This is a genomic window from Actinophytocola sp. (assembly GCF_050699935.1).
GTDB lineage: Bacteria > Actinomycetota > Actinomycetes > Mycobacteriales > Pseudonocardiaceae > Actinophytocola.
The window spans coordinates 1-23,867 of the sequence record NZ_JBOHGB010000108.1; the positions used below are offsets into that span (position 1 = coordinate 1).

Sequence of the window (23,867 nt, forward strand, 5' to 3'; positions counted from 1 at the left end):
ACCGGGGGGTCGGCGACGCGGTCCACGTCGACGGGTGTTCTCACCGTTCCGCCGCCGCCGCCTTGACGAACGTGTCGACGATCAGGCCCTCGGTCTCCGGCCGCCGCTCCGCCAGGCCGGTGTCGGTGAGGAAGTCCGAGATGTCGTCGGCCTGGAAGTTGAGGTTCTTGGGCGTGGTGCCCGGGGTGAACGCGTCGATGTTCTGCTGCAGGGTCGACATCGACAGGCCCGCCGCGTAGCTGTCGTAGTCCTCGGCGGGGACGCCGGCCTGCTCGGCCAGGATCTCGTTGGCGGCCTGCTTGTTGTCGTTGATCCAGTCGAGCGTGTCGAACCAGCTGTTCACGAGGGCCTGCACGTCGTCCGGCCGGTTCTTGATCAGCTCGTCCGAGACCGCGAGGTGGTCCGAGCAGGCGTTCGGGAACTCCGCGGTGGTCGAGATCGCCCGCGCGCCCTCACGCTCCAGGGCGGTGGTGGTGAAAGGCGGGTAGTTCACCACGGCGTCCACCTGGCCGTTCACGAACGCGGCGGTGCCGGCGTCGGTCGTCAGCAACTCGAGCTGGACGTCGTCGAAGGTGAGGTCGGCCTCCTCCAGGACGAGGGCTAGCCAGTAGTGGCTGATGATGCCCTCCTCGACCGCGATCTTCTTGCCCTTGAGGTCGTTGAGGCTGCCGATGCCCGGCCGGGCGATGAGCTGGTCGGCACCGGTGGAGGTGTCGCTGATCGTGACGATCTTGTGCGGCTTCGCGCCGCCGGACAGCAGCGACAGCGTGTCGTTGAGCGTCTGGTTGTTGGCGTCGAGCGCGCCGCTCGCCATGGCGTTGTTGCCGTCGGTGATGCTCTCGAAGTACTTCAGCTCGACGTTGACCCCGTTCTCCTCGAAAATGCCCTGCTCCTCGGTGACCTTCCACGGCAACCAGCCCGGGAAGGCGCCGTACCCGAGCGTGATTCTCTCCTCGGATCCGCCGCTTTCATCGGTACAACCGGCGGTCGCCGCCACGCCGACCAGGGCGAGAGCGCACACGAGGCCGGTGAGGAGGCGGCTAGGACGACTGTTCACAATAGACTCCAGAATTGGGAAGACGGAAGTTTCAAACGATTGAGCCTGTTCTCGCGTGCGGCGTCCGGCTCAGACCGTTGGCGGTGAGATGAATAGTCTGTTGAGCCCCGCCTCACATCCTGACGCTGGATTCGTGGCACCGCACGAGCTTCATCCGCTTACCAGATGGCACGGGTCCTCACCCTGCGATGTTCGTTGCCCTGTCTGTCTTTCCAGGTGGACGAGACCTATCTCGTACGCGTAGATCGCCGCACTCACCCGGTTTCGCGCACCCAGCTTGTTGAGCAGGTTCTGCACGTGCGACTTGACGGTGCTCTCGCCGAGCTGCAGTCGCGCCGATATCTCGGCGTTCGTGCAGCCCTCCGCGAGCAGCCGCAGTACGTCGAGCTCACGGGCGGTGAGCTGGGCGACCAGGTTGGTGAACCGGCCGTTGCCGGCGGTCGACGGTCCGGGCGCGATGCAGTGTCCCGCGGCGATGAGCCGCGCGGCCGCGATGAAGTGCTTCTCCGCCGCGGACTGCGGAAGCCAACCCCAGCCCATCGCGGAATACCGGCGCCCCAACGAATCCGGGAAGACCTCACCGCCGATCATCAGCAGCCGAACGGGCCACTGCGGCAGTTCGTCCGCCAGGCGGTAGCACAGGTTCGCCGGGTCCGTGGCACCGGTGAAGACGAGCACGTCGGCGGTGAGCCCGCCGGTGCACAACCTGGCGATCGCCTCGTCGCAGTCCGTCGCCTCGGCCATGATCTCGAGATCCACGGCATTCGCGAGAGCCCCGCGGAGCGCCGCGCGCGTGATCCAGTGCTCGTCGAGCAAGAGCACACGCGCCGGCTCCTCGTGCTCTGTCTTCCGCTCGCGATCCACTGCGTCGAGTCACCCCGTAATGGCGCTGTGTGCATAAGCAGGAGCAGACTGCACCAGAACCCAACCCGGCACAACCGCCTTTGGGCTTAGCGAAAAGACGGAATTCGACTCGTACGATCGCCGGATGACCTACCCGTTTTGCGGAGGCCGTCTCATCATTTCGGCGGAGTCGTGCCCTCGGGTCGAATCAGTCATTCCGGCCCACCCCGGACATCCGAAAGTCCAGCTGGGCCGCCCCCGACGGGCAACAGCAGCGATGATACCGGCCCGCCGGCCCGGACGGTCGTCCGGCAGGTCGACGGCGAATGCGCCCGGCACCGCGGAGCGCGTCCCGGCTCCCGCCGCCCCGCGCCGCCGCGGCCGCCGCTTGGAACCGTGGCCAATTGGTTCAACCACTTGGCCGGACCGTTCGCGATGCGCCGGAAAGCCGTTTCCGTTGGGCGAATCCGTCATTCGGCGGAGCGTCGGATGATAGTTGCGGTGTAAACGACTCGGCGTAAGAGCCCACGACGAACCAGGGTGCGCCCGCCGGCCAGCGAGAATCCCGGCGCCGATGACACCAGGTCGCCACGCGCGTCGCCCGGCTTCCACCCGGACCCTCCGGAAGCACCGGCGCCTTTCGGCTCCGCGCCGAACGGTGTCGGCCGAACTGATGAACGAAAATCGTCACAACGGTGGGTGGACTCCCGTTTGCTTTCGTCCTTATTCTCGATCGCCGTATGGCAACATCACGAGTTGCGTGATCGGGGAATTTATGGGCATTGAGCCGGTCGGCCCCGCTGAGACGACCCAGTCTCCCTAGCTCAGTCGCAACCCATCGAATCGTCAGCAGGGCGGCGGCCGTGATCGGTCGCTGACCCGGTCGCGTGCTGCCCATCTGACGACGATGGCGACGCCCTGCTTTCCGTTCCCAACCGCTTCCCACGCACGCGGACACGAATGGAGACCCTGCCAGATGATCAGTGACGACAACCTCGCGGCCATTGTGGACGATGTGTTCGCCCGAGACACGTTCCTGCCGGACGTGAGCCAGTTCGTCGATCTCACCCAACACGAGATTCAGGCCCTCAAGACCACGTACAACCTCGCCGACGCGCACACCCACCAGCGCCAGTCGGACGCGCAGCGGGAGATCGTCGCGAGCCTCCCCGAGCTGTGGTACGAGTCGGAGAACGGCCTGCAGTCCGAGGCCGAGGAGCGGTTCCTCGACGCGTTCTTCCGGTTACACAAGCAACCCACGGCCGCGGCCATGGCCAAGACGCTGCTGTCCTACTCGGCCAGCGTGGCCACGATGGTCGCCGCGATGTACCTCCAGAAGCGAGACATGTCGGTCTCCCTGGTGACGCCGTGCTTCGACAATCTGGTCGACCTGCTCAAGCACATGGGCGTGAAGCTCGACTCGTTCCCCGAGGAGTCGCTGCACGACGTCGGTTCGATCCATCGGCGGATGTCGGCCGTGTCGACGGATGCCATCTACGTCGTCGATCCCAACAACCCCACCGGTTTCACGCTGTTGAAGGACGGCAAGGACGGCTTCGCCGAGTTGATCCGGTTCTGCAAGGACTCCGGCAAGCTGCTGATCATGGACTTCTGCTTCGCGTCCTTCGTCCTGTGCTCCGACGACCTCGACCGCGTCGACATCTACCGGATGCTCGAGGAGTCGGGGGTCAGCTACCTCGCCATCGAGGACACCGGCAAGACGTGGCCGGTCCAGGACGCCAAGGCGGCGATGCTCACCGCGAGCGAGGACATCCGCGAGGACATCTACAACATCCACACCGCCGTGCTGCTCAACGTCTCCCCCTTCGTGCTCAACTTCCTCACCCGGTACGTGGAGGACTCCATCGCGGACGGCTTCGCCTCGGTCGCCGAGGTCATCCGTGAGAACCGGCGCACCGCGCGGGAGATGCTGGACGGGACGATGCTGGAGTACCAGGAGCCGATCGTCGACACCAGCGTCGCCTGGTTCCGCATCGCAGGTTCGGACGTGACCGCGACCGACCTGCAGGCCTACCTCTTCGAGCACGAGATCTACCTGCTGCCCGGCACGTACTTCCACTGGGACTCACCGGAGCGCGGCGAGCGGTACGTCCGCATCGCGCTGGCGCGCCGGCCCGACCAGTTCGCCGACGCGATGGCGGCGATGCGGGAGGTGTTGCTCAGCCATGACTGACACGGTCGCCCAGCACACCGCCCACCACACCGCTGACCACGCCACCGGGACGTTCGTCGACTCCTCGGTGTTCATGGGGATGCACGCCCGCGCCGAGGACGTTCGCCTGGCCTGCAAGAACTTCTTCGTCGAGCGGTTGGGCCAGTCGGTGGTCATGAGCCTCGAGCAGGTCGGCCGCTGCGACGCGCTGGTGTGGCGCTACTCCCGCGCCGAGCAGGACGACTACTACCCCTTCATGGACACGCTGCACACCGACATGGCGATCCACCGCGTCGCGTACAGCGAGCGCGACGTGGCGGTCGCGCTCCGCACCCCCGACCTGTCCGATCTGGACTTCGTGGACCGGCTCACCGTCGGCATGGCGCTGTCTCGCGACGGCGAGCTCGTCACCATCAACCCGCGCCTGCTAGACCTGCCCGGGCTACCGGTGCGTGCCCCGCGGTCCGCGGACGACACGCGCTTCCCCGCCGGCCTGGAACGCCTGTACGCGCGCTCCCTCGCGCTGCGCGTCGCGGGAGAGGACCTCTGATGTACGCGGGCACCATCGTTCCCCTCGTCACGCCGCTCGGCGCGGACGGCGCGGTCAGCGAGTCCGATGTGGACAGCCTGGTGGGGTACGTGCACCGGGACGTGACCGCGCTGATGCCGGCGCTGAGCTCGGGCGAGGGCGAGAAGCTGTCCGAGCGGCAGTGGCACGACGCGGTCGCGGCGACTGTCGCGCACTCGCGTGGGCTGCCCGTGCTGGCCGGGATCCTGCTGCCGGAGACCGGCCAGGTCGTCCGGCGGGCACGGCTCGCGGAGAGGCTGGGCGCGTCGGCCGTGGTGGTCGGCGCGCCCTTCGGGGCGGACGTGACGCAGGCCGAGATCCTCCGGCACTACCAGGTCCTGCGCGACTCGCTCGACGTCGCGCTGTTCGTCTACAACGAGTCGATCAAGTCCGCCAACACCATCGAACCCGAGACCCTGCTGCGGATCCTCGACCTGCCCGGCGTGGTGGGCATCAAGGAGTCCAGCGGCTCGGTCGACGTCACCCGGCGCCTCCTCGCCGCGGACCACGCGGTGCCGGTGTTCGAGGGCTGGGAGAACCTGCTGCTGGAGGCCCGCGGCGTGGCGGGTCTCATCGGGCCGCTGGCCAACCTCGAGCCGGCGGCCTGCAACGCGATGCTCGCCGACCCTTGCCCCGAGCGGCAGGATGAGATCGACGAGCTCTGCAAGCGATTCGGCATCTTCACCGACGACTGGTACCGCTGCGTCAAGGAGGAGCTGCACACCCGCGGCGTCATCGGCAGTGCGTACACGGTCGACGAGATCCGGGAGCGGTGATGAACGCAGTCATGAAAGCGGAGATGAAAGCGGAGATGAAAGCGGAGATGAAAGCGGAGACCGGCGACGGCCCGCAGCGGCGGCTCTACATCCACAACCGCACGGCCCCCGACGTCGCGGGCTACGCCGACCAGCTCGACATCGAACGCGAGTGGGCGATCCCGCTCGCCCGGCGCGCGGAGGAGGACGCACCGGACTTCGGTTCCCGCGAGGACCTGATGGCGGCCCTGCACGAGCTGCTCGACACGGAGGAGCGCGGCGGGCCGAGCGACGACGAGCGGTTCATCGCGCAGGACACCTCGCTGGCCCAGTTCCGTTCCATCGTCGCGGACTTCGCGGTGGACGGGCTCGTCGAGTCGCAGTCGCACCTCGGCATCATCCGGCGACTACCGCCGAAGGCACGCACCGCCGTGCTGCGGGTGCTGATCGACGAGTTCGGCTGCGGCAACGACGACCAGGAGCACGCGCAGCTCTACACCAAGCTCGTCACCGAGCTCGGGCTGCCCACCGATCTCGAGCACTACGTGCGGATCGCGCCCGATGAGTGCTTCGCCTACGTCAACCTCTTCCACTGGTTCGCCGAGCGGGCGCCCGCGCCGGAGTACTTCCTCGGCGGCTACGCCTACTTCGAGTCGAGCGTGCTGTACGCCTTCAAGTGCTACGCCGCGGCGGCCGAGCGGCTGGGCATCGAGAACGACCGGTATTACACCGAGCACCTCTACATCGACACGTTCCACAGCAAGCAGATGCAGGCGTCGATCCGCGCGCTGGAGCTGGAGCGCCCACTCGACCTGCCCAAGGTCTGGGCGGGTGTCACGATGACGAGCGAGGTGGTCGCGGCCGCGACCGAGGCCGCGGCCGCGCGGGCCCGCGCGGTGGACCCGGTGGCGTCATGATCAGGCAGGTCAGCGCGGACGAGATCGAGATCGACACGGGCACGCTGCGGGTCCGCGCGCAGAGCGCGTGCCCGCACCGCAAGGGCCGGCTGCGGTTCGGCTTCGTCAACACCCGCCGGATGACGATCACCTGTCCCCTGCACCACTCCACGTTCGACCTGCGCACCGGGGAGCGACTGTCCGGGCCCGCCTGCGGTGGCTTGCGTGTGTCCGTGCTCGAGTCCGAATAGGTCAGTGGACGCCGAGCAGGCGCTGGGCCAGCAGGGCGAGCGTGTCGGCGATGCGCGCCTTGGTGAGGCCGGCCTCGTCGCGCTGGGCGCGGTACACCTCCGGCGCGAGCGGCGCGAGCAGCACGTCCGCGAGTGCGTCCGGGTCGCCGACGCCCGACGCACGCACGAGCTCCCGCACGTGCGTGCGCCAGAACCCGTACGCGCCCGTCGCGAGCCGGGGCTGGCCCGTCTCGGCGCCGAGCGCGAGGTGCAGGTGCCGGTCCAGCAGGTCGATCATGGCGTGGTAGAACGCGGCGAGCCGGGTCCCGGGCGGTGCGCCCGGGCCCAGCGGCGGCGACCCGAACATCAGCTGCTCCTGGAGCTGCCGCTCGTGCTCGTCGAGGAGCGCGACCGCGACCGAGGCGGGATCGGGATAGCGCCGGTAGAGCGTGGCGCGGCCGACACCCGCGGCGCGCGCGATGTCCACCATCGTGACCGTCCGCGGGTCGCGCTCGGCGAACACCCGCTCGGCGGCCTTCAGCACCTTGGCCCGGTTGCGCGCCGCGTCGGCCCGCTCGGCCCGGGCGCCGGACCGGTCCTCGAGCAGGTTGGTCACGTCCGCACGCCAAGCCCGGCCCCCCGAGACGGGGACGGCCGATACCGAGTCCGGACCTTCGCCGGACGTCGGTGGTCGACCGTGTTTGACCATGTCGTCAGCCTACGCGTGCGTTATGTGGACGTCATGTCCACTTTAAGGCTACGCTGTGCCGGGGCATAAGTGGTCCCGGTGTCCGCTTCACCGACAGCAAGGTGGATCATGTACGTGGCACTTCTGGCGACGACACTTCTCGTCGGCTGCCTCCTCGCGGTACAGACCTCCGTGAACCTTCAGCTCAGCGGCGCCGTCAAGACGCCGTACGGCGCCTCGACCCTGCAGTTGGCGGTGGCGGCCGTGGCGCTGGCGATCGTCGCCCTCGCCGTCGGCACCATCGGCGTGGTCTCGCTCGTGCCGGACGTGACCTGGTGGCACCTGCTGGGCGGGCTCGCCAGCCCGCTCTACATCACCAGCGGCATCCTGCTGTTCCCGAGACTCGGTGCGCTGGCCGCAGTCGGGCTGTTCGTGACCGGGCAGGTGCTGGCCTCGCTGGGCCTGGACCTCTTCGGGCTGATCGGCGTGCCGCGCAAGTCGTTGACGATCGGCATCGTGCTGGGTGTGGTCGCCGTGCTGATCGGCATCACGCTGATCATCCGGCAGCGCAAGCCCGCCGCCGCACCGGCCACGCCGGCCGACAAACCGGACTCTGCCAAGGAGTCTGCCAAGGAGTCCGGCGAGAAGTCCGAAGAGGACGCGGACCGGTCGGCGAGTACGCGGGGCGGCAAGTCGCTGGGTGCGATGGCACAGCCGGCCGCCGCCGCGACGAGCGTCAGCGGCATGGCGTGGATCGCGCTCGGCATCATCGCCGGTGCGGTGTTGCCCATCCAGGGCGCCGTGAACGGGAAGCTGAAGCTGGACATCGACGCGCCGTTCACCGTCGGGATGATCAGCTTCATCGTCGCCACGCTGTCCATCGCGATCGTGACGGCCGTCCTGGTCGCGACGAAGCGCACGCCGACCCCGCAGGTCAAGCCGCTCGCGACGATGCCGTGGTGGGGTTGGCTCGGTGGCCTGTGCGCGGCCTCCTACGTCGTTGTGACCTTCCTGATGATCCCGGAGATCGGCGCGGCGACCACGATCGCGCTCACCGTGACGGGCCAGCAGCTGTTCTCGGCCGTGATCGACCACTTCGGACTGTTCCGCATGCCCAAGCGCGCCCTCACCGGACGCCGTGTCGCCGGGCTGGCCCTGCTCCTCCTGGGGTCGGTCCTCGTCCAGCTCACCTGACACCGGAGAGCAGATGCCTGCCAACCTGCGCCAGACCTACCGTGCCACCTCCGACATCCACACCCTGCCCTCGCACGTGCCGCTGGGCTCGCTCGGTCTGCTTCCGGTCAACGCCTTCCTGATCTCGGCCCGGCAGCCGGTCCTGGTGGACACCGGGCTCGCGATCGACCGCGGCAACTTCGAGGAAGCGTTGTGGTCGCTCGTCGACCCCATGGACCTGCGCTGGGTCGTGATCACCCACGACGACCGGGACCACTGCGGCAACCTCAAGGAGATCCTGATGGCCGCGCCCAACGCCACGGTGGTCACCAACGGGCTGGCCGTGTCGCGGCTCGGCGAGGAGTGGGATGTGCCGCAGCACCGGGTGCGCACGGTCAACCCCGGCCGCACGGTGGAGCTGGGCGACCGCACCGTCAGCTTCGTGCGCCCGCCCTCGTACGACTCGCCGTCGACGCTCGCCATGTACGACCACGTGGCCGACGCGCTGTTCGCGGCCGACAGCTTCGGCACCGTCCTGCCGGCGATGGTGGACAACGCGATCGACGCGGACCGCACCGAGTACCTCGACGGCATGGCGACCTTCACCCGGGCCAACGCGCCCTGGACCGCGATGGCCGACCAGGAGAAGTGGGACCGCATGCTCGGCGAGTTCACCGCGCTGGACCCGGGCAGCGTGCTGAGCTCGCACGCCCCCACCGCGTCCGCCCGGACCGGCGAGCTCGTGGAGACCGTCCGCGCGGTGCCCGCAATGGACCCGTGGCTGCCCGACGAGGACCTCGAGGTCGAGGCCGTGCTCGACCGCTACGAGGCGGCCACCGCGAATTCGACCGACACCGAGCCGCAGGGAGCGAAGTGACCGAGACCGACCCGACCCCACCACCAGGCGTCATCACCGTCTTCTCCGACATCTGGTGTTCCTTCGCGCACATCGCGATCCACCGCCTGCACAGCACTCGGGAGCGGCTCGGCCTCACCGGCCAGGTTCGCTTCGACCTGCGGGCGTTCCCACTCGAGCTCCTCAACGACGCGCCGAGCCCGCGGTCGGGCACCGACAGCGAGGTCGGGCGGATGGGCCAGCAGGAACCCGCCGCCGGCTGGCAGCTGTGGCAGGACAAGGAATACCTGTTCCCCTCGACCACGCTGCCCGCGCTCGAGGCGGTCATCGCCGCGAAGGCGCAGAGCCTCGCCGCGGCCGAGCAGCTCGACCGCGCACTGCGCCGGGCGTTCTGGGCGGAGTCCCGCTGCATCAGCAACCGCAAGGTCATCATGGACGCCGCGACCGCGACCGGCGTGGTGGACACGGCGGCGCTCGCCGAGGCACTCGACGACGGCCGGGCTCGCCGGGCGCTGTCCGCCGACGCCGCGATCTCCGCGACCGAGCGCATCAACTGCAGCCCGCACCTGTTCCTCCCGGACGGCACCGACTACGCCAACCCCGGCATCGAGGTGCGATGGGAGGGTGACTACGGCGTCGGCTGGCCGGTGGTCACCCACGACGATCCCACCGTCTTCTCCGAACTGCTCAAGCGCGCGGCGAACTGACACGGCGCTGGAGAGGCTGCGAGGACGATGGACGACACCAACGGCAACCGGGCCGAGGCCGGGATCCTGTTGCTGGACAACCACTGGATCACCAAGACGGCGCTGCGCAACGCGCTGGCGACGGCCGACGGGTTGCGGATCGTCGGCGAGGCCGCCGACTGCGACGAGGCGGCCGCGGCGCTGTCGTCCGGCCCCACACCCGACATCGTGGTGTTCACCGAGGCCAACGACCCGACGATCGTGCTCAGCAAGCTCACGGCCGCGGCGCCGGGGTGGCCGATCCGGGCCCTGACGATCGGCGGCACCGGCATCCCGGCGACGCTCGCGCTGCGCTGCGCCTCCGCGGGTTCCCTGCCGTGGACCACCAGCGAGCAGGAGTTCGTGTCCGCGGTGCGCCTGGTCGCCGCCGGCCACAGCATCAGCTCCCGGCCCCGCGACGACGACGGCGGCGCGCAACCGGTGCGCCCGGACGCGACCCACAACGGCGACACCCTGACCACCCGCGAGTGCGACGTCCTGCTGCTGCTGGCGAAGGGCCACACCAACGCGGAGATCTCGGCGAGCCTGGGCCTGGGCGAGAGCACGGTGAAGTCGCACGTGCAGAACCTGCTGAGCAAGCTGGGCGCACGCAACCGGGTGAGCGCGGCCATCTACGCGTACGAGACCGGCCTCATGCGTCCCGACGGCTCGGTGCGGTTCTCCGCCTGAGCCGGAGCACTATTCACAACACTCCGGATCAGCAGCGCCCGGGCACGCGGCGGGCCTGTTTTGAATAGTGCTCGGCAGCCGGCCGGTCCGTACGGTCATCGCCGGCGCACGGCCGCCCACACCACCTTGCCGCCCGACGTCGTCCGCGACAGGCCGCAGGCGTGGCAGATGTGCACGACGACCGAGAGCCCGCGGGTGTCGCCCTCCGGCGAGCCGGTGCTCGCCTGCTCGAACAGCCCGGGATTCTCGTCGTACACGGCGACGGTCAGCAGATCCCGGCGCGACTCCACGCGAATGGTTGGCGGACCGCAGGTGTACTTCATCGTGCTCCGCACGAACTCGTTCGCGATCCACATCGCGTCCGTCGCCCGGTCGGCGTCGACGCCCCACCGCTCGCAGCACTCGCGCACGAAGTCCCGCGCCAGCTCGACATTGGCCCAGCTGTTGGGCAACGCGAGCCGAGCGATCCTGCGTGGCGGCGGTTCGCCGACCGCGTCGACCGCCGCCTCGACGCTGCCATGGACGGGGATGCCATGGCGCATGGGCGTGCTCGTGAACGCTTGGCGAAGCGAGACGTCGGTGGTGACGAGCAGCAGCGGGAGGCCGGGCCAGATGGCCAGCTCCGAGCTGACCGTGCCGAACACCTTCAACGTTGACGTACCGTCGATCCAGAGCCGATCGAGGTCGACGATGACCGCGCGCGGCTCGTCGCTGGCTACCTCCATCACCGCGCCGCGGAGGGTACCGTAGCTCCCGGTGTCCAGCGAGCCGTTCGGGACCACCACCGCGGTTCCGTACAGCTGCCACGTCTCGACGTTGAATTCCGTGTGCACCGACTCAGGGCCTCACCCTCCGCACGACGCTCTCGTCCGCCCGCGCGCGACTGGCCCGATTGTGTGCCACGGAGCGCGTTCGGAAGGGCGCTTCGGCCCGGAGCGTCAGGAAACCGCAAGGTCCGCGCGCGGTGCCGGCGGCTATGCGGTGAGCTTGCCCGCCATCGCGGCCACGGTCGCCCGGTGCACGGACGCCGCCGGCGTGTGGGGGAAGTGCTGCACCACGGCGATGACGACCGAGCTGCCCTCGGTCATGATCTCGATGTCGATGTGGAGGACGCCGATCGGCTCCGGCGGCTCGGTCGAGTTCAGCGGCACCACGACCCGCTTGCCGAGGTAGCTCCGGTCCCCCTCGGGCCGCGGCAGGTCCTTGAAGTCCAGGCCGCTGATGACCGGGGCCGCGCGGCCGCCGACGAGGCCCACGCCGGCCTGGATGATGTTCAGCATGCACTTGTCGATCCGCGCGTCGGTCCAGCTGGTCACCATGGCCTCGGCGTCCGCCGGACTGTCCATGATCAGCCCGGCGGACTGCGCCACGGAGAACGGCTTGGGCGGCCCGGTCGACACCGACAGCGGGGTGCCCTGCGCGTACACCGCGGACGGCTGCCAGGTCACGACCCCGGAGATCGGCAGCTCGAGGCACCGGGCGAGGTCTGTCCCCTGTGGACGCTCGCCGGGCTGGCCGATGAGCTGGGTGAAGATCGGCCGGAGCTCCTGGAGTGGCCGCAGGTCCCGGATGTCGTAGTCGGCCTCGGTGAGCAGCAGGCGCTCCGTGTCCGCGGACCCGGCCGCCGGCGGCCCGCCGTCGTCGTCGAGCACCTGGACCAGGGTCACCGTCACGACCACGACGAGCGCCGCGACGGCGGCCGCCAGCAGGAGGCCGCGGCGGCCCGGGCCCGCAGGTTTGGCTGGTGGGAACGGAACGGGCCCGGCCGCCGGTCCGGGTGGGCCCAGTGGACCGGGTTGGCCGGGTGGTGCCGAGCCTGGCGGCCGCGACTGGGGTGGCCAGGTCGGGCCGGACGGGCCGGGCGGACGGGGCGGGCCAGGCAGACCGGTCGGGCCAGGCGAGCCGGTCGGGCCAGGCGAGCTCGTCGGGCCAGGCGAGCTCGTCGGGCCGTTCGTGCCGGGCGGGCGGGTCGGGCCGCTCGGGCCGAATCGTGCTGCCGGACTCGCCGACGTCGCCGGACTTGCCGGGCTGATGAGTGGCGGGCCGCCTCCGGACGTCACCACGCCGGGCGCCGCGGACGCGGGCGGCGCGGACCCGGATGGCGCGGACGCGGGTGGTGCCGCGGCGGGTGGTGCCGGGGATGGTGTGGGGGGTTCGCTCGGCTCGCCGGCGATGATCAGAGGGCTGGCGGCGCGGCCGAGTTGGTGCTGGAGCCCTTGCAGGGCCTTGCCGAACACCGCGGCACTCGGGGGCCGGCGGTCCGGGTCCTTCTCCAGGCCCCACTCCAGCACGCCGCACACCTGGTCCGGGACGCCGGCAGGACGCAGGTCGACGGGTCGCTCGTTGACGACCCGGTACATCACGGTTGCGACGTTCTCCCCCGGGTACCGCGAGTACGGGCCACGCCCGGACAGCAGCGCGACCAACGTCGCGGCCAGCGAGTGCACGTCGGACACCTGGCTCGCCGAGCCGCCCCACAGCAGCTCGGGGGCGGCATAGGCGGGGGTGCCGACCACGACGCCGGTGCCCGTCAGGTCCGAGTCGTCGTGGCGGGCCTGGCCGAAGTCGGCGAGCTGCGGGTTGCCGTAGGAGTCCACGAGCACGTTGCCCGGCTTCACGTCGCGATGCAGGATGCCGGCGTCGTGCGCGGTCTGCAGAGCCCCGGCGAGCCGCACGCCGACGTCGAGCACCTCCGGCCACTCGAGCGGCGAGTCCCTGGTCCGGCCGGCGAGCGAGCCGCGGTCGCAGTACGGCATGACGAGGTACGGATCGCCGTCGGGCGTGGTGCCGGTGTGGTGGACGGTCACGATGTTCGGGTGCCCGGACAGCGCCCCCAACGTCCGGCACTCCTGCTCGAACCGGCGCGCGGCGTGCTCGTCGAGCCTGGTGGTCAGCACCTTGACGGCCACGTGCCGGCGCAGTGTCTCCTGCCAGGCGCGATAGACCACGCCGTGGGCACCACGACCGACCTCGGTGAGGTCGTGGAGGCCGGGCAGCTGCTGTGACATCGGCGCTCATTCTGCCGCAAGCCGCGCACGCCGGTGAGCAGGTCCGAGCAGATGTCGGGCATGTCGGGCATCATGTGCCGGGTGAGCGACGGTGGGGGCAGCGCCGGCTGGAGCGCCGAGTTTCGCCTGCTCGGCTCGGTCGAGGTGGTACGCGACGGCCGACCCCTCGCCTCGCTCGCCGCACAGCCCCGCTGCGTGCTCGCCGTGCTCCTGCTCGGCGCCGGCGACGTGGTCTCGACCGACCGGCTGATCGACGCGATCTGGGGTGAGCGCCCACCGGAGGAGCCGCGCAACGCCGTGCAGGTCTACGTCTCCCGGCTGCGGCGGTTGCTGACGGGCGCCGGGTCCGTGGTGATCGGCACGGCCGGCCGGCACGGCTACCGGATGCAGGTGCCGCCGGACTCGGTCGACCTGTTCCGGTTCCGCCGGCTCGTCGCCGAGGCCAGCTCGGCGGGTGGGGCGCGGGTGGTCGACACCCTCGACGAGGCGCTGGCGCTGTGGCGGGGCGACCCGTTCGGCGGCGCCGCCGGCGACTGGCTGCACCGGCAGGTCACCCCCACGCTGGAGGCGGAATACCTGCGAGCGCGGGAGGAACGTGCCCGCGCGCTCGGCCGCCTGGGCCGGCACGGCGAGGCGATCGGCGAGCTGTCCACGCTGCTGGCCGACCACCCGACGCACGAGCAGGTCGCCACGTCGCTGATGTCGGCGCTGCACGCCACCGGCCGCACCGCGGAGGCGCTCGCGGTGTACCGGGACCTGCGGGCCGGCCTGGTCGAGGAGCTGGGCCTGGAGCCGGGCGAGGCGGTGCGCCGGCTGCACGAGTCGATCCTCGCCGGCGACGGCGCGGCCGGCGAGGAGCCGGGCCGGCCCGGCGGTCCCGTCGTGCCCGCCCAGCTGCCGGCGGACGTGCCGTTGTTCGTGGGGCGCGACGACCTCGCGCGGTCCATGTGCGACCGGCTGACCGCACGCGGCGCCGCGCCCCGCGTGGTCGTCGTGGCGGGGGCCGGCGGCAGCGGTAAGTCGACCCTGGCCGTGCACGTCGCCCACCTCGTCCGCGGCGAGTTCGGCGACGGCCAGCTCTTCGCGACCCTGTCCGCTGCCGACCCGGTGGACGTGCTGGCCGACTTCCTGCTCGCGCTCGGCACCCCGCAGGCACGCATCCCCGGCACCCTGGAGCAGCGGGCCGCGCTGTTCCGCTCGGCGACCGCCGGGCGCGAGCTGCTCGTGGTCCTCGACGACGCCCGGGACGCCGCCCAGGTCCGGCCGCTGTTGCCGGGGCACGCGGGCTGCGCCGTGCTGGTCACCAGCCGCTCGCGGCTGGCCGCGCTGGAGGCGACGGACCGTGTGCCGGTGGAGGGCCTGCCCGCGGCGGAGGCGGTCGGGCTGCTGTCGTCGATGCTCGGCGCCGAGCGGGTCGCGGCCGAGCCCGAGGCGGCCGCGGAGCTCGCCCGCCACTGCGGCCACCTTCCCCTCGCGCTGCGGGTCTCCGCCGCCCGGCTGACCAACCGTCCACAGTGGCCGATCCGGATGCTGGCCGAGCGGCTGGCCGACGAGCGGGCCAGGCTCGACGAGCTGGCGCTCGGCGACCTGGACGTGCGGGCCAGCTTCATGCTCAGCTACCAGCAGCTCGACCCGGACGCCGCGCGGGCGTTCCGGCTGTGGTCCCTCGCCGCCGCTCGCTCGCTGCCCGAACAGGCGGCGGCCGCCATGCTCGGGGCCGCCCGCCGGGCCGCGGACGCGGTGGCGGAGACGCTCACCGACCTGCACCTGCTGGACCTGACCCCCACCGGCCACCTGCGGCTGCACGACCTGCTGCGCCAGCTCGGCCGGGACCTCGCCGGGGAGCTCGATCTCCCGGAGGTACGCGAGGACGCGCTGGGCCGGCTCACCGGCTGGTACGCGCACAGCTTCGCCGCCGCCCTCGCCGCGGCGCTGCCCGGCGTGCGCCCCGCGCGGTACCTGCTGCCGGGAGCCGAGGCCGCCGCCCGGTTCGGCACGGCCGCCGAGGCACTGTCCTGGTTGGACACCGAACGCGCCGCTCTCGCCGCCGTGGTGCTGGATGCCGCCGGCCGCAACCTCATCCCGCCGCGCGACCTGGTGTGGGTCGCGGCCAACTTCGGGCGCTACGCCGGTCCCCGCGGCTACCTCACCGAATGGCGCCAGCTCTGCCGGTCGGCCGTCGACGCGGCACAGCGCTTCGGCGACCGCAGGTCCGAGGCGCGCGCGATGATCGCGATGGGCGCCGTCGCGCACCGCTCCCACGAGCTGGACGCCGCGGCGGACCACCTGCGGTGGGCGGCCGGTGAGGTGCTCGACTCCGGCGACCCGACCGAGGCGACCGCCATCGGCAACCTCGCGCTGGTGTACGAGTCCCTGCAACACCGGGGCGAGGTGGTCGCGCACCTGACCCGCGCGCACGACATCTACGAGCAGGTCGGTGACGTCCGCGGGCAGGCCAACGCGCTGGTCCACCTCGGCCGGCAACGCACTGAGCTGGGCGACCTGGACGAGGCGAGCTCTCTGTTCGGCCGCGCGCTCGAGCTGATCGGCCCGCTCGCGGCGGCCGACCTCGAGGCAGGTGCCCACAATGGACTGGCGGACGCGGCGCGGCTGCGCGACCAGCCGGCCGCCGCCGACCGCCACTACCAGGCCGCGCTCGAGATCGGCGGCGCCACCAAGAACCCGGAGATCCAGGGGACGGCGTTGGCGGGCATCGCCCGGCTGCGCAGCGCGGCGGGCCGGACCGCGGCCGCCATCGACCATCTCGAACAGGCGATCTCGGCGTTCCGATATGGACAGTTCGACTCGCGGCTCGCGCCGGCCCTGGTCGAGCTGGGCGCGCTGCTGCGCGGCTCCGGCCAGTCCGAGCGCGCCGACATCTGTCTCGCGGAGGCGACCGCGCTGGCCAGCCGGCTCGGCGGCGCGGAGGCGAACGTCGTGCGCGCCAGGATCGACGAGCTGACCGCCGGCTAGTCGCAGAGCCAGGAAGGACGCCTTCCGGACGCTCAACGTCTGGAAGGCGTCCTTCCTGGCCTCACCGCACCACCAGGTCATCCGGCACCACGGACCCGGACCACCACGGCTGGCGGTCCCGGAGCTCGCGCAGCAGGTCCGGGACCGCCACCGGGTGGTTCGCGGTAACCCGGGCGGTAAGCCGGTCACCGCGCGGCTGCAGCTCGCACGACCCGATGCCGGGTACCGATAGCACCAGCCGCCGCGTCGTGTCCAGGTCGACGAGCGCCCCGCCGTGGTGCCCGGCATGGAGCCCGGCGGTGGCCGGGAACGGCTCGACCGGCAGCTCGGCGACCGGCGTGTCCGGGCTCGTGCACAGCACCCGCAGCACCGCGAGGCACTCCGCCGCCAGCTCCTCGGGCTCGCGCTGGCCGGCGACCGGACGCCTCGCGGAGAGCCGGAGGACCGGGCCGGGTAAGTGCGAGACCGTCACCGCGAGGTCGGCCTTGGCCGACCTCGGGTCGACGCGGACGTCGACCGGCTCGGAACCCATCGGCGCCGGCGGCGTGTCACCGCGAGCCTCGACGGGTGCGGCCGGCACGTAGTTGAGCTCGAACGCTGGCTGGAACAGCGCGCCGCGCGACCGCGCCGGCTCGTTGAGCCAGCGCAGCAGCTCGTTGGCGTCGTAGTGGCCCCGCCGGTAGGTGCGCAGCGAGACCACCGCGACCCGCTCGGCCCGGGTGCGCAGGCTGTCCCCCGCCTCGCCCTCGATCGGCACGTAGACGGCCTGCGCGAGCTGGTCGACCACGCGGAAGTCGTCGGCGGCGAACCGGTTGGCGTAGGTCGACCGGAACACCTGGCGGTGCTGCCCGCCGACCCGGCTCACCAGCGCGCTGATCGCGGTGGCCCACAGCACGTAGGGCGTGACCCGCAGCCCTCGGCCGGCGGCGGTGAGCAGCGCGGCATCCTCCGGGTCGAGCGGCACCCGCGCGAGCCAAGCCTTCTCGTACTCCTCCCGGGCCACCCCGGAGTAGGTGACCGACCTCGGCGCGGCGCCCAGCAGCCCCTTCCAGCGCTCGGTGTCGCGCCGTACGGCTGCCGGGTCGGCACCCACCTCGCCGGCTTGGCGGGGCACGGCCGGCAGCGGCTCGCCGGCCAGCAGCTGGCGCAGTTCGCGGATGACGGCGTGGGCGCCGAACCCGTCGGTGAACAGGTGCGAGAGCGACAGCTTCACCAGCACGACCCGTCCGCCGGAGAGGTACAAGCTGCCACGCAGCGCGCGCTCGGCCGGATCGACTCGCTCGGGCGCGTAGGCCGGCCGGGCGTCGGTCTCGACCAGCGCGAGGTCGGCCTCGGCGGCGGGCGCGGTCACCACCTGCTGTACCGGGGTGCCGTCCGCGTCCTCGGCGAGCCGGCTGCGCAGCGCCCGGTGCCGCCGGACCAGCTCGGTCACCGCCGCCCGCGCCCGGTCCCGGTTCATGGGCCGCGTGGGTGCCACGACCACGACGACCGTCCGGTCCGCCCGCTCCGACTCGGCCCAGTTCCGCAGGTTTCGCAATTGGGCCGCGTTGAGCGGGAAGCTCCTCTCAACCGTCATGAACACACCTAACGCGGTGAACCGAATGTTGGAAAGTGTCAGACCCAGTGGTGTTGCCGGCGACCCCGCGCCGCATCGACTCAGCAGAACCCTGGCTAGGTCAGCTCCACGAACACTGCGGACGCGTCGTCGGTCGCCTTGCCGCGCGGGTACGCCGCACCACCGGGGTCGGCGGCCTCGGCGGCACGCACCCGCGTGACCAGCGACGCCGCGCCGGACTCGCGCAGGGTCGCGAACAGCTCGGCCCAGTCGCCGAGCCGGAAGACCTCGCTCCAGCGCGCGGCGCCATCGGTGAGCGTGGTCAGCGCACGGACCTGACCGCGCGGGCGGGTACCGGTCACCGCGCGGGCGGCCACCGTCGCGTCGCCGGCCGCGGTGAAGAACCCGCCGTCGGTGTTGCGCAGCGCGTCGACCGTCCGGACGAGGACGCGGCGGGCCTCGGCGCGCTCGGCCGAGCCCTCCGGCAGGTCGAGGACCCGCTCCCGCAGCGCGGCCACCTCGGGCCGGTGCCGCACCTCCGTGAGCCGGTCGTCCAGCACCGGCTCCACCTCACCGGCCGTGTTCTCCAGCAGCAGCACGGCATCCGAGAGCACCAGGTACTCGACCCGCTCGTCGTCCCAGCGGGCGGCGGCGACCGTGGCCTGCGGGGTATGCGCGTGCGACAGGTCGCAGCCCGGCCCGTGCGCCGCCGCCGTGCGGGCCACCGCCTCCGCGAGGCAGTCGGCGAGCGAGTCCGAGCGGGACACGGCCGACTCCAGCAACGCGCCGCCGAGCCGGGCGGCGAACCACGGCACGCCGTGCGAGCACCCGGTCCGGCCGTCCGCGGGCGGGGTCACGCCGTCGAGCACCACAGCGGCGCCGCCGGCATGGGGTGGCCCGCCCGCGGCGGTCGCGGCGAAGTCCTCGTTCGCCCGGCCCGCCTCGCCGGCGACGCTCACGAGATCGATGCGCATACCGTCAGGCTGGCACGGTCCGGTGGAGCGTCAGCCGCCGGCCCGGCCGGCTCGCGACAGTTCGTCGAGGGCGGACCGGACCGACAGGCCCGCGCGCCGCCGGACATCGGCGGCGTCGCCTCTCCCGCCACGCAGCCGGTGTGCGATGCCGGTGTGGATCCGGTGGTGCACGTTGGACCAGCCGGGCCCCCTCGGCGCCGGCTAGGCGAACGACCACGGGCGACCCGCCTCGTCGATCGCATGCGCCGCACGCATGGCGAGCTCCATCGCCAGGACCCGCGTCACCACCTCCAGCGCCGTGGCCGGGCAGGGAGACTCGATCGCCCGGTTCGGCTGCCGTACGGGACACTGTGCGCCGAGCTGGTCAAGCGGGCCGGCGATGCCGCGACGACTCGAACGATGGATCGACGCGCTCGCGACCGCGACGCACGGCTCCGGACGACGAGCCGAGCAGAGACGACCCGAGGAGAAGGGTGTACCCACATCGTGACTGATCTCGCCACCTTCGCCGAGCTGATTCCGCTCGACCACGGCTTGTGCGTGGTCAACACCGTCCGCGGCGACGGCGGTGTCCAGTCGTCGGTGGTCAACGCCGGCGTCCTGGAACATCCGGTGCACGGCGGGCGGGTCGTCGGGCTCGTCGCCATCGGCGGCACGCGCAAGCTGCACAACCTGCGCACCCGGCCCTGGGCCACGATCGTCGCCCGGGCGGGCTGGCGATGGGCGACCGTCGAGGGTGACGCGGAGATCATCGGGCCCGACGACCCGCATCCCGACGTCGACGGCGAGGCGTTGCGGCGCTTGCTGCGCGACATCTTCCGGGCCGCCGGCGGCACGCACGACGACTGGGACACCTACGACCGGGTGATGGCGCAGGACCGGCGAGCCGCCGTGCTCATCACGCCACGCCACGCCTACAGCAGCCCGCAGCCCTGATCCGACAGGCCAGGAAGGACGCCTTGCTGACGTTGGACGTCAGCAAGGCGTCCTTCCTGGCTTTGCAGTCACACGACGAACCGGGCGTGGAGGTCGCCGAGCAGATCGAAGGTGGCCGTGAACGTGTCGCCCGCCGCGAGCGGGACGGCGGCGTGCAGCGCGCCCGTCATGACCAGCTGGCCGGGTGCCAGGGTGACGCCGCGCGGGCCGAGGACGTTCGCGAGCCAGGCGAGCACCGCGACCGGGTCGCCGAGGGCGGCCGCGCCCACCCCCGTGGCCACCTCGGCGCCGTCGCGCGACAGGGTCACCGCCAGCCGGCGGCTGTCCACGCCGTCCAGGGGTGTCTCCCCGTCCGCCAGGACGACCGCCGCGCTGGACGCGAGATCGGCGACCGTGTCGGCGAGACCGATGCGCCAGTCGGCGATGCGCGAGTCGATGATCTCCATCGCCGCCACGGCACCGCGGATCGCCCGCGCCGCGTCGGCGACCGTCACGCCCGGACCGCGCAGGGGCTCACCCAGTATGAACGCGATCTCCGCCTCCACCCGGGGCGCGATCAGCTGCCCGGCCGGGATCTCGGCGCCGTCACGGTACACAGTGGACCGAAAGACGGGCCCGTGGTCCGGCGAGTCCACGCCGAGCTGGCGTTGCATCGCCTCGGAGGTCAGGCCGACCTTGTAGCCGACGATCTCGTCGCCGTCCGCGAGCAGCATGGCGACCAGCTCGCGCTGGATCCGGTAGCCGTCGTCCATGGTCAGGTCGGGCTCGGTCGCGGTGAACGGCTCGATCGGGCAGCGGGTGCGGCGGGCCTCGTACAGCGCCTTCGCCATCGCCTTCGGGTCGCCGATCATCGGTCACCCGCCAGCTGGAGTGCGACGTCGATGATCATGTCCTCCTGGCCGCCGATGTAGCCCAACTCGCCGCAGCGGCGCAGGATCCGGTGCGCGGGCACCTCGTACCGCTCGGCCGCGCGCTCGGCGTGCAGCAGGAACGACGAGTACACCCCGGCCCAGCCCTGCACGATCGCGTTGCGGTCCATCTTCGGCCACCGGGGCAGGTAGGGCCGCACGACCTCCTCGGCCGCGTCGACCAGCGCGGCGACATCCAACCCGGTGGGCACGCCGAGCCGGTCGAACACCGCGCCCAGCACCTCGGTCGGCGAGTTCCCGGCGCCGGCGCCCAGCGCGCACAGGGACCCGTCCACGTACCGCACGCCGGCCTCGTACGCGAGCACCGAGTTCGCCACGCCGAGACCGAGGTTCTGGTGGCCGTGGTAGCCGACCCACGCCTCGTCGCCCACCTCCGCGACGAGCGCCTCGAACCGCGCCCGCGCCTCGTGCATGAGCAGCGCTCCCGCGGAGTCGGTGACATAGGGCACCTGGCATCCGGCGTCCACCATGATCCGCGCCTGCCGGGCCAGGTCCTCCGGCTTGGACAGGTGCGCCATCATCAGGAACCCGGCGGTCTCCATGCCCAGCTCGCGGGCCACCCCGAAGTGCTGCGGGGACACGTCGGCCTCGGTGCAGTGCGTCGCCACCCGCACCACCTGGGCACCCGCGTCGTGGGCGCGGCGCAGGTCGTCGGCGGTGCCGATGCCGGGCACCAGCAGCACGGCGATCCGCGCGGTCCGCGCCTCCTCGCGGGCGGCGGCGACCAGAGTGATCTCGTCGGTGCCGGAGAACCCGTAGTTGAACGACGAGCCACCGATCCCGTCGCCGTGCGACACCTCGATGATCTCGACCCCGGCCCGGTCGAGCGCCCGCACGGTGTCGCGCACCTGCGTCTCGGTGAACTGGTGTGCCATGGCGTGACTGCCGTCCCGCAACGTGGTGTCCACGACCCGGACGGCGTGCTCGAGCACCGGGCGCGTCATACCGGCACCCCCAGCCGGTCGCGGGCGATGAGCTCGCCCACCCGTGCGGCGGCGGCCGTCATGATGTCCAGGTTGCCGGCGTAGCGGGGCAGGTAGTCGCCGTTCCCCTCGACCTCCAGGAAGACCGCCACCCGCGCGTTGCCGGACCAGTCCGGGCGCGGGTCGTCGAACTGCGGCTCGGCGCGCAGCCGGTAGCCGGGCACGTACTCCTGGACCGTCGCGACCATCTCGTGGACCGAGCCGGAGATCGCGTCCCGGTCGGCGTCCGGGCCGATCGCGCAGAACACCGTGTCCCGCATGATCATCGGGGGCTCCACGGGGTTGAGGATGATCACCGCCTTGCCGCGGGCGGCGCCACCGACCTCCTCCACCGCACGCGCGGTGGTTCGGGTGAACTCGTCGATGTTGGCTCGCGTGCCCGGCCCCGCACCGCGCGAGGCCACCGACGCCACGATCTCCGCGTAGGGCACCGGCGTCACCCGCGACACGGCGTGCACGATCGGGATCGTCGCCTGCCCGCCACAGGTGATCATCGAGACGTTCGGGACGCGCAGGTGCTCCGCGCCGTTGACCGGCGGCGCCACCATCGGGCCCACGTGCGCCGGCGTGAGGTCGATCGCCTGGATGCCGGCCTCGGCGTAGCGCGGCGCGTTGGCCAGGTGCGCTCGCGCCGAGGTCGCCTCGAACACGACCTCCGGCCTCGGATCCTGATCGCACAGCCATGCCACACCGTCGGTCGAGCAGGCGATCCCGAGCCCGCGGGCACGCGCCAGGCCGTCGGACTCGACCACGCCCACCACGTACGCGACCTCCAGCACCGTGCTGCTCCGCAGCTTCGCCAGCAGGTCGGTACCGATGTTGCCCGGCCCCACGATCGCGGCACTCACCTTGTGGTCCATGCGTTGACCCTCACACCCGCGCACGACACCATCAAAGCCGTGCGTTCCACTCAGCGGGACAAAGGTCCGAGCACGGTCATCGGCCGCGCGTTCACCCTGCTCTCCGCGTTCCGGCCGGACGACACCGAGGTCAGCCTCGCCGACCTGTGCCGCCGCACCGGGATCAGCAAGACCACCGCCCACCGCCTGCTGCACGAACTGTCCACATGGGACGCCGTGGAACAGGTCGGCCGCGGGGGCTGGCGGCTCGGCATGACCATGTTCGAGCTCGGCCAGCTCGCCCCCCGCCAGCGCGGCCTGCGCGAGGCCGCGGCGCCGTTCCTGGCCGACCTGTTCCAGGCGACCCAGCAGACCGTCCACCTCGCCGTGCCCGAGGGCACCGACGTCGTCTACGTGCAGAAGCTCCACGGCCGGGGCGGACCCGAGGTGGCCTCCCGCATCGGCGGCCGTATGCCCGCCTACTGCACCGGGGTCGGCAAGGCCATCCTCGCCTTCGCCCCGCCCGACCGGCTGGCCGCCGTCCTCGACGCCGGGCTCGCCCGCCGGACCCCGCGTACCGTGATCGTCCCGCGCCTGCTGACCGCCGAGCTCGCCACGGTTCGCGAGCGCGAATACGCCGAGGAGCACGAGGAGTCCACGGTGGGCATCGCGTGCGTGGCCGCACCGATCTTCGCCACCGAGGACACGCCGGTCGCCGCGGTCTCGATCACCGGCTGGGCCAACCGCCTCGACACCAACCGCTTCGCGCCCGCTGTGCGCACGGCCGCTCTCGGCATCACCCGCACCCTGCGCGCCGGCCACCCGTCACCCTGACGACACCCTGCGGCAAAGGCGGCTCGTGTATCGTACCGTACTAAGTACTAGAAATGGGCGGTGCGCGTGGGTGAGGCGGGTGTGCTGGAGCTGCGTGTCGTCGCGATGCGGTGGGAGTCGGCTGGGGTGGTGTCGGTGGAGTTGGCTGATCCGGAGTGGCGGTTGTTGCCGGGGTGGGAGCC

The 23,867-nt window shown here is 71.8% G+C and carries 23 protein-coding genes; 12 read left to right on the top strand and 11 right to left on the bottom strand.

What is annotated here, in order from left to right:
* Positions 1-40: 40 nt before the first annotated feature.
* Together ACRDTB_RS27195 and ACRDTB_RS27200 are read right to left on the bottom strand one after the other, a co-directional pair.
* The gene (locus ACRDTB_RS27195; RefSeq protein WP_431434819.1) at positions 41-1,057 is read right to left on the bottom strand and encodes an ABC transporter substrate-binding protein; all 1,017 of its coding nucleotides are present in this window, start codon (positions 1,055-1,057) and stop codon (positions 41-43) included.
* Between the two features lie 150 nt (positions 1,058-1,207).
* Positions 1,208-1,879, bottom strand: a complete 672-nt coding sequence (locus ACRDTB_RS27200; protein ID WP_431434822.1) for a response regulator transcription factor — start codon at positions 1,877-1,879, stop codon at positions 1,208-1,210.
* 997 nt (positions 1,880-2,876) lie between these two features.
* Between ACRDTB_RS27200 and ACRDTB_RS27205 the strand changes: the two genes are divergently transcribed.
* Genes ACRDTB_RS27205 through ACRDTB_RS27225 form a run of 5 tightly spaced genes read left to right on the top strand, consistent with a single transcriptional unit; the run spans position 2,877 to position 6,543 of the window.
* On the top strand, positions 2,877-4,094 hold the full coding sequence (locus ACRDTB_RS27205; RefSeq protein ID WP_431434824.1) for an aminotransferase class I/II-fold pyridoxal phosphate-dependent enzyme: 1,218 nt from the start codon (positions 2,877-2,879) through the stop codon (positions 4,092-4,094).
* Positions 4,087-4,623 (top strand): DUF6190 family protein, encoded by a 537-nt coding sequence (locus tag ACRDTB_RS27210; protein ID WP_431434825.1) that lies wholly within the window; start codon positions 4,087-4,089, stop codon positions 4,621-4,623. Before ACRDTB_RS27205 ends, ACRDTB_RS27210 begins: the two co-directional genes overlap by 8 nt.
* Positions 4,623-5,417 (top strand): dihydrodipicolinate synthase family protein, encoded by a 795-nt coding sequence (locus ACRDTB_RS27215; protein ID WP_431434826.1) that lies wholly within the window; start codon positions 4,623-4,625, stop codon positions 5,415-5,417. Before ACRDTB_RS27210 ends, ACRDTB_RS27215 begins: the two co-directional genes overlap by 1 nt.
* Positions 5,417-6,313, top strand: coding sequence for an iron-containing redox enzyme family protein (locus ACRDTB_RS27220; protein ID WP_431434828.1), 897 nt, complete (start codon positions 5,417-5,419; stop codon positions 6,311-6,313). Before ACRDTB_RS27215 ends, ACRDTB_RS27220 begins: the two co-directional genes overlap by 1 nt.
* Positions 6,310-6,543: a Rieske (2Fe-2S) protein gene (locus ACRDTB_RS27225; RefSeq protein ID WP_431434830.1), complete on the top strand. Its 234-nt coding sequence runs from the start codon at positions 6,310-6,312 to the stop codon at positions 6,541-6,543. Before ACRDTB_RS27220 ends, ACRDTB_RS27225 begins: the two co-directional genes overlap by 4 nt.
* A 1-nt stretch (position 6,544) precedes the next feature.
* Here ACRDTB_RS27225 and ACRDTB_RS27230 read toward each other — a convergent pair whose 3' ends face one another.
* The gene (locus ACRDTB_RS27230; protein WP_431434832.1) at positions 6,545-7,138 is read right to left on the bottom strand and encodes a TetR/AcrR family transcriptional regulator; all 594 of its coding nucleotides are present in this window, start codon (positions 7,136-7,138) and stop codon (positions 6,545-6,547) included.
* Between the two features lie 201 nt (positions 7,139-7,339).
* Between ACRDTB_RS27230 and ACRDTB_RS27235 the strand changes: the two genes are divergently transcribed.
* The 4 genes from ACRDTB_RS27235 to ACRDTB_RS27250 are packed head-to-tail and all read left to right on the top strand — an operon-like array spanning position 7,340 to position 10,654.
* A complete protein-coding gene (locus ACRDTB_RS27235; protein ID WP_431434834.1) occupies positions 7,340-8,404 on the top strand; it encodes a DMT family transporter in 1,065 nt (354 codons plus the stop codon).
* Between the two features lie 13 nt (positions 8,405-8,417).
* Positions 8,418-9,260 carry an MBL fold metallo-hydrolase gene (locus ACRDTB_RS27240; RefSeq protein WP_431434836.1) on the top strand — a complete coding sequence of 281 codons (843 nt, stop codon included), beginning with the start codon at positions 8,418-8,420 and terminating at the stop codon, positions 9,258-9,260.
* The gene (locus tag ACRDTB_RS27245; RefSeq protein ID WP_431434838.1) at positions 9,257-9,946 is read left to right on the top strand and encodes a DsbA family oxidoreductase; all 690 of its coding nucleotides are present in this window, start codon (positions 9,257-9,259) and stop codon (positions 9,944-9,946) included. Before ACRDTB_RS27240 ends, ACRDTB_RS27245 begins: the two co-directional genes overlap by 4 nt.
* 27 nt (positions 9,947-9,973) lie before the next feature.
* Positions 9,974-10,654, top strand: coding sequence for a response regulator transcription factor (locus tag ACRDTB_RS27250; RefSeq protein ID WP_431434839.1), 681 nt, complete (start codon positions 9,974-9,976; stop codon positions 10,652-10,654).
* Between the two features lie 95 nt (positions 10,655-10,749).
* Here the strand turns inward: ACRDTB_RS27250 and ACRDTB_RS27255 are convergent, their stop codons facing one another.
* Positions 10,750-11,487, bottom strand: a complete 738-nt coding sequence (locus tag ACRDTB_RS27255; protein ID WP_431434841.1) for a hypothetical protein — start codon at positions 11,485-11,487, stop codon at positions 10,750-10,752.
* Positions 11,488-11,628: 141 nt separating this feature from the next.
* Entirely contained in the window at positions 11,629-13,662 is a 2,034-nt protein-coding gene (locus ACRDTB_RS27260; RefSeq protein ID WP_431434843.1) for a serine/threonine-protein kinase, read from the bottom strand.
* Between the two features lie 81 nt (positions 13,663-13,743).
* On the opposite strand from ACRDTB_RS27260, the gene ACRDTB_RS27265 reads away from it, so the two are divergent.
* Positions 13,744-16,635, top strand: a complete 2,892-nt coding sequence (locus tag ACRDTB_RS27265) for a BTAD domain-containing putative transcriptional regulator (protein ID WP_431434844.1) — start codon at positions 13,744-13,746, stop codon at positions 16,633-16,635.
* Positions 16,636-16,696: 61 nt separating this feature from the next.
* On the opposite strand, the gene ACRDTB_RS27270 is transcribed toward ACRDTB_RS27265, so the two are convergent.
* From ACRDTB_RS27270 to ACRDTB_RS27280, 3 genes are all read right to left on the bottom strand, one after another.
* Positions 16,697-18,211: a condensation domain-containing protein gene (locus tag ACRDTB_RS27270; protein WP_431434845.1), complete on the bottom strand. Its 1,515-nt coding sequence runs from the start codon at positions 18,209-18,211 to the stop codon at positions 16,697-16,699.
* Positions 18,212-18,306: 95 nt separating this feature from the next.
* The gene (locus ACRDTB_RS27275; RefSeq protein ID WP_431434846.1) at positions 18,307-19,164 is read right to left on the bottom strand and encodes a protein phosphatase 2C domain-containing protein; all 858 of its coding nucleotides are present in this window, start codon (positions 19,162-19,164) and stop codon (positions 18,307-18,309) included.
* A 30-nt stretch (positions 19,165-19,194) separates the two neighbouring features.
* Entirely contained in the window at positions 19,195-19,335 is a 141-nt protein-coding gene (locus tag ACRDTB_RS27280; protein ID WP_431434848.1) for a hypothetical protein, read from the bottom strand.
* Positions 19,336-19,650: 315 nt separating this feature from the next.
* Here ACRDTB_RS27280 and ACRDTB_RS27285 point away from each other — a divergent pair, with 315 nt between their 5' ends.
* The gene (locus ACRDTB_RS27285) at positions 19,651-20,100 is read left to right on the top strand and encodes a pyridoxamine 5'-phosphate oxidase family protein (protein WP_431434849.1); all 450 of its coding nucleotides are present in this window, start codon (positions 19,651-19,653) and stop codon (positions 20,098-20,100) included.
* A gap of 68 nt (positions 20,101-20,168) precedes the next feature.
* Here ACRDTB_RS27285 and ACRDTB_RS27290 read toward each other — a convergent pair whose 3' ends face one another.
* The 3 genes from ACRDTB_RS27290 to ACRDTB_RS27300 are packed head-to-tail and all read right to left on the bottom strand — an operon-like array spanning position 20,169 to position 22,872.
* Positions 20,169-20,951 (bottom strand): 2-keto-4-pentenoate hydratase, encoded by a 783-nt coding sequence (locus ACRDTB_RS27290; protein ID WP_431434850.1) that lies wholly within the window; start codon positions 20,949-20,951, stop codon positions 20,169-20,171.
* Positions 20,948-21,973, bottom strand: a complete 1,026-nt coding sequence (gene dmpG / locus ACRDTB_RS27295) for a 4-hydroxy-2-oxovalerate aldolase (RefSeq protein WP_431434851.1) — start codon at positions 21,971-21,973, stop codon at positions 20,948-20,950. Before dmpG ends, ACRDTB_RS27290 begins: the two co-directional genes overlap by 4 nt.
* Complete coding sequence (locus ACRDTB_RS27300) at positions 21,970-22,872, bottom strand: acetaldehyde dehydrogenase (acetylating) (protein WP_431434853.1); 903 nt, start codon at positions 22,870-22,872, stop codon at positions 21,970-21,972. The genes dmpG and ACRDTB_RS27300 overlap by 4 nt, the downstream gene beginning before the upstream one ends.
* 39 nt (positions 22,873-22,911) lie before the next feature.
* Here ACRDTB_RS27300 and ACRDTB_RS27305 point away from each other — a divergent pair, with 39 nt between their 5' ends.
* A complete protein-coding gene (locus ACRDTB_RS27305) occupies positions 22,912-23,685 on the top strand; it encodes an IclR family transcriptional regulator (protein ID WP_431434855.1) in 774 nt (257 codons plus the stop codon).
* Positions 23,686-23,867: the final 182 nt, after the last annotated feature.

What these genes read in the sequence shown, in the direction of transcription:
- ACRDTB_RS27210 (WP_431434825.1), top strand. Translation starts at nt 4,087, where the DNA reads ATGACTGACACGGTCGCCCAGCACACCGCCCACCACACCGCTGACCAC.
- ACRDTB_RS27205 (WP_431434824.1), top strand. Translation starts at nt 2,877, where the DNA reads ATGATCAGTGACGACAACCTCGCGGCCATTGTGGACGATGTGTTCGCC.
- ACRDTB_RS27300 (WP_431434853.1), bottom strand. Translation starts at nt 22,872, where the DNA reads ATGGACCACAAGGTGAGTGCCGCGATCGTGGGGCCGGGCAACATCGGT.
- dmpG (WP_431434851.1), bottom strand. Translation starts at nt 21,973, where the DNA reads ATGACGCGCCCGGTGCTCGAGCACGCCGTCCGGGTCGTGGACACCACG.
- ACRDTB_RS27290 (WP_431434850.1), bottom strand. Translation starts at nt 20,951, where the DNA reads ATGATCGGCGACCCGAAGGCGATGGCGAAGGCGCTGTACGAGGCCCGC.
- ACRDTB_RS27260 (WP_431434843.1), bottom strand. Translation starts at nt 13,662, where the DNA reads ATGTCACAGCAGCTGCCCGGCCTCCACGACCTCACCGAGGTCGGTCGT.
- ACRDTB_RS27240 (WP_431434836.1), top strand. Translation starts at nt 8,418, where the DNA reads ATGCCTGCCAACCTGCGCCAGACCTACCGTGCCACCTCCGACATCCAC.
- ACRDTB_RS27225 (WP_431434830.1), top strand. Translation starts at nt 6,310, where the DNA reads ATGATCAGGCAGGTCAGCGCGGACGAGATCGAGATCGACACGGGCACG.
- ACRDTB_RS27215 (WP_431434826.1), top strand. Translation starts at nt 4,623, where the DNA reads ATGTACGCGGGCACCATCGTTCCCCTCGTCACGCCGCTCGGCGCGGAC.
- ACRDTB_RS27235 (WP_431434834.1), top strand. Translation starts at nt 7,340, where the DNA reads ATGTACGTGGCACTTCTGGCGACGACACTTCTCGTCGGCTGCCTCCTC.
- ACRDTB_RS27220 (WP_431434828.1), top strand. Translation starts at nt 5,417, where the DNA reads ATGAACGCAGTCATGAAAGCGGAGATGAAAGCGGAGATGAAAGCGGAG.
- ACRDTB_RS27250 (WP_431434839.1), top strand. Translation starts at nt 9,974, where the DNA reads ATGGACGACACCAACGGCAACCGGGCCGAGGCCGGGATCCTGTTGCTG.
- ACRDTB_RS27270 (WP_431434845.1), bottom strand. Translation starts at nt 18,211, where the DNA reads ATGACGGTTGAGAGGAGCTTCCCGCTCAACGCGGCCCAATTGCGAAAC.
- ACRDTB_RS27275 (WP_431434846.1), bottom strand. Translation starts at nt 19,164, where the DNA reads ATGCGCATCGATCTCGTGAGCGTCGCCGGCGAGGCGGGCCGGGCGAAC.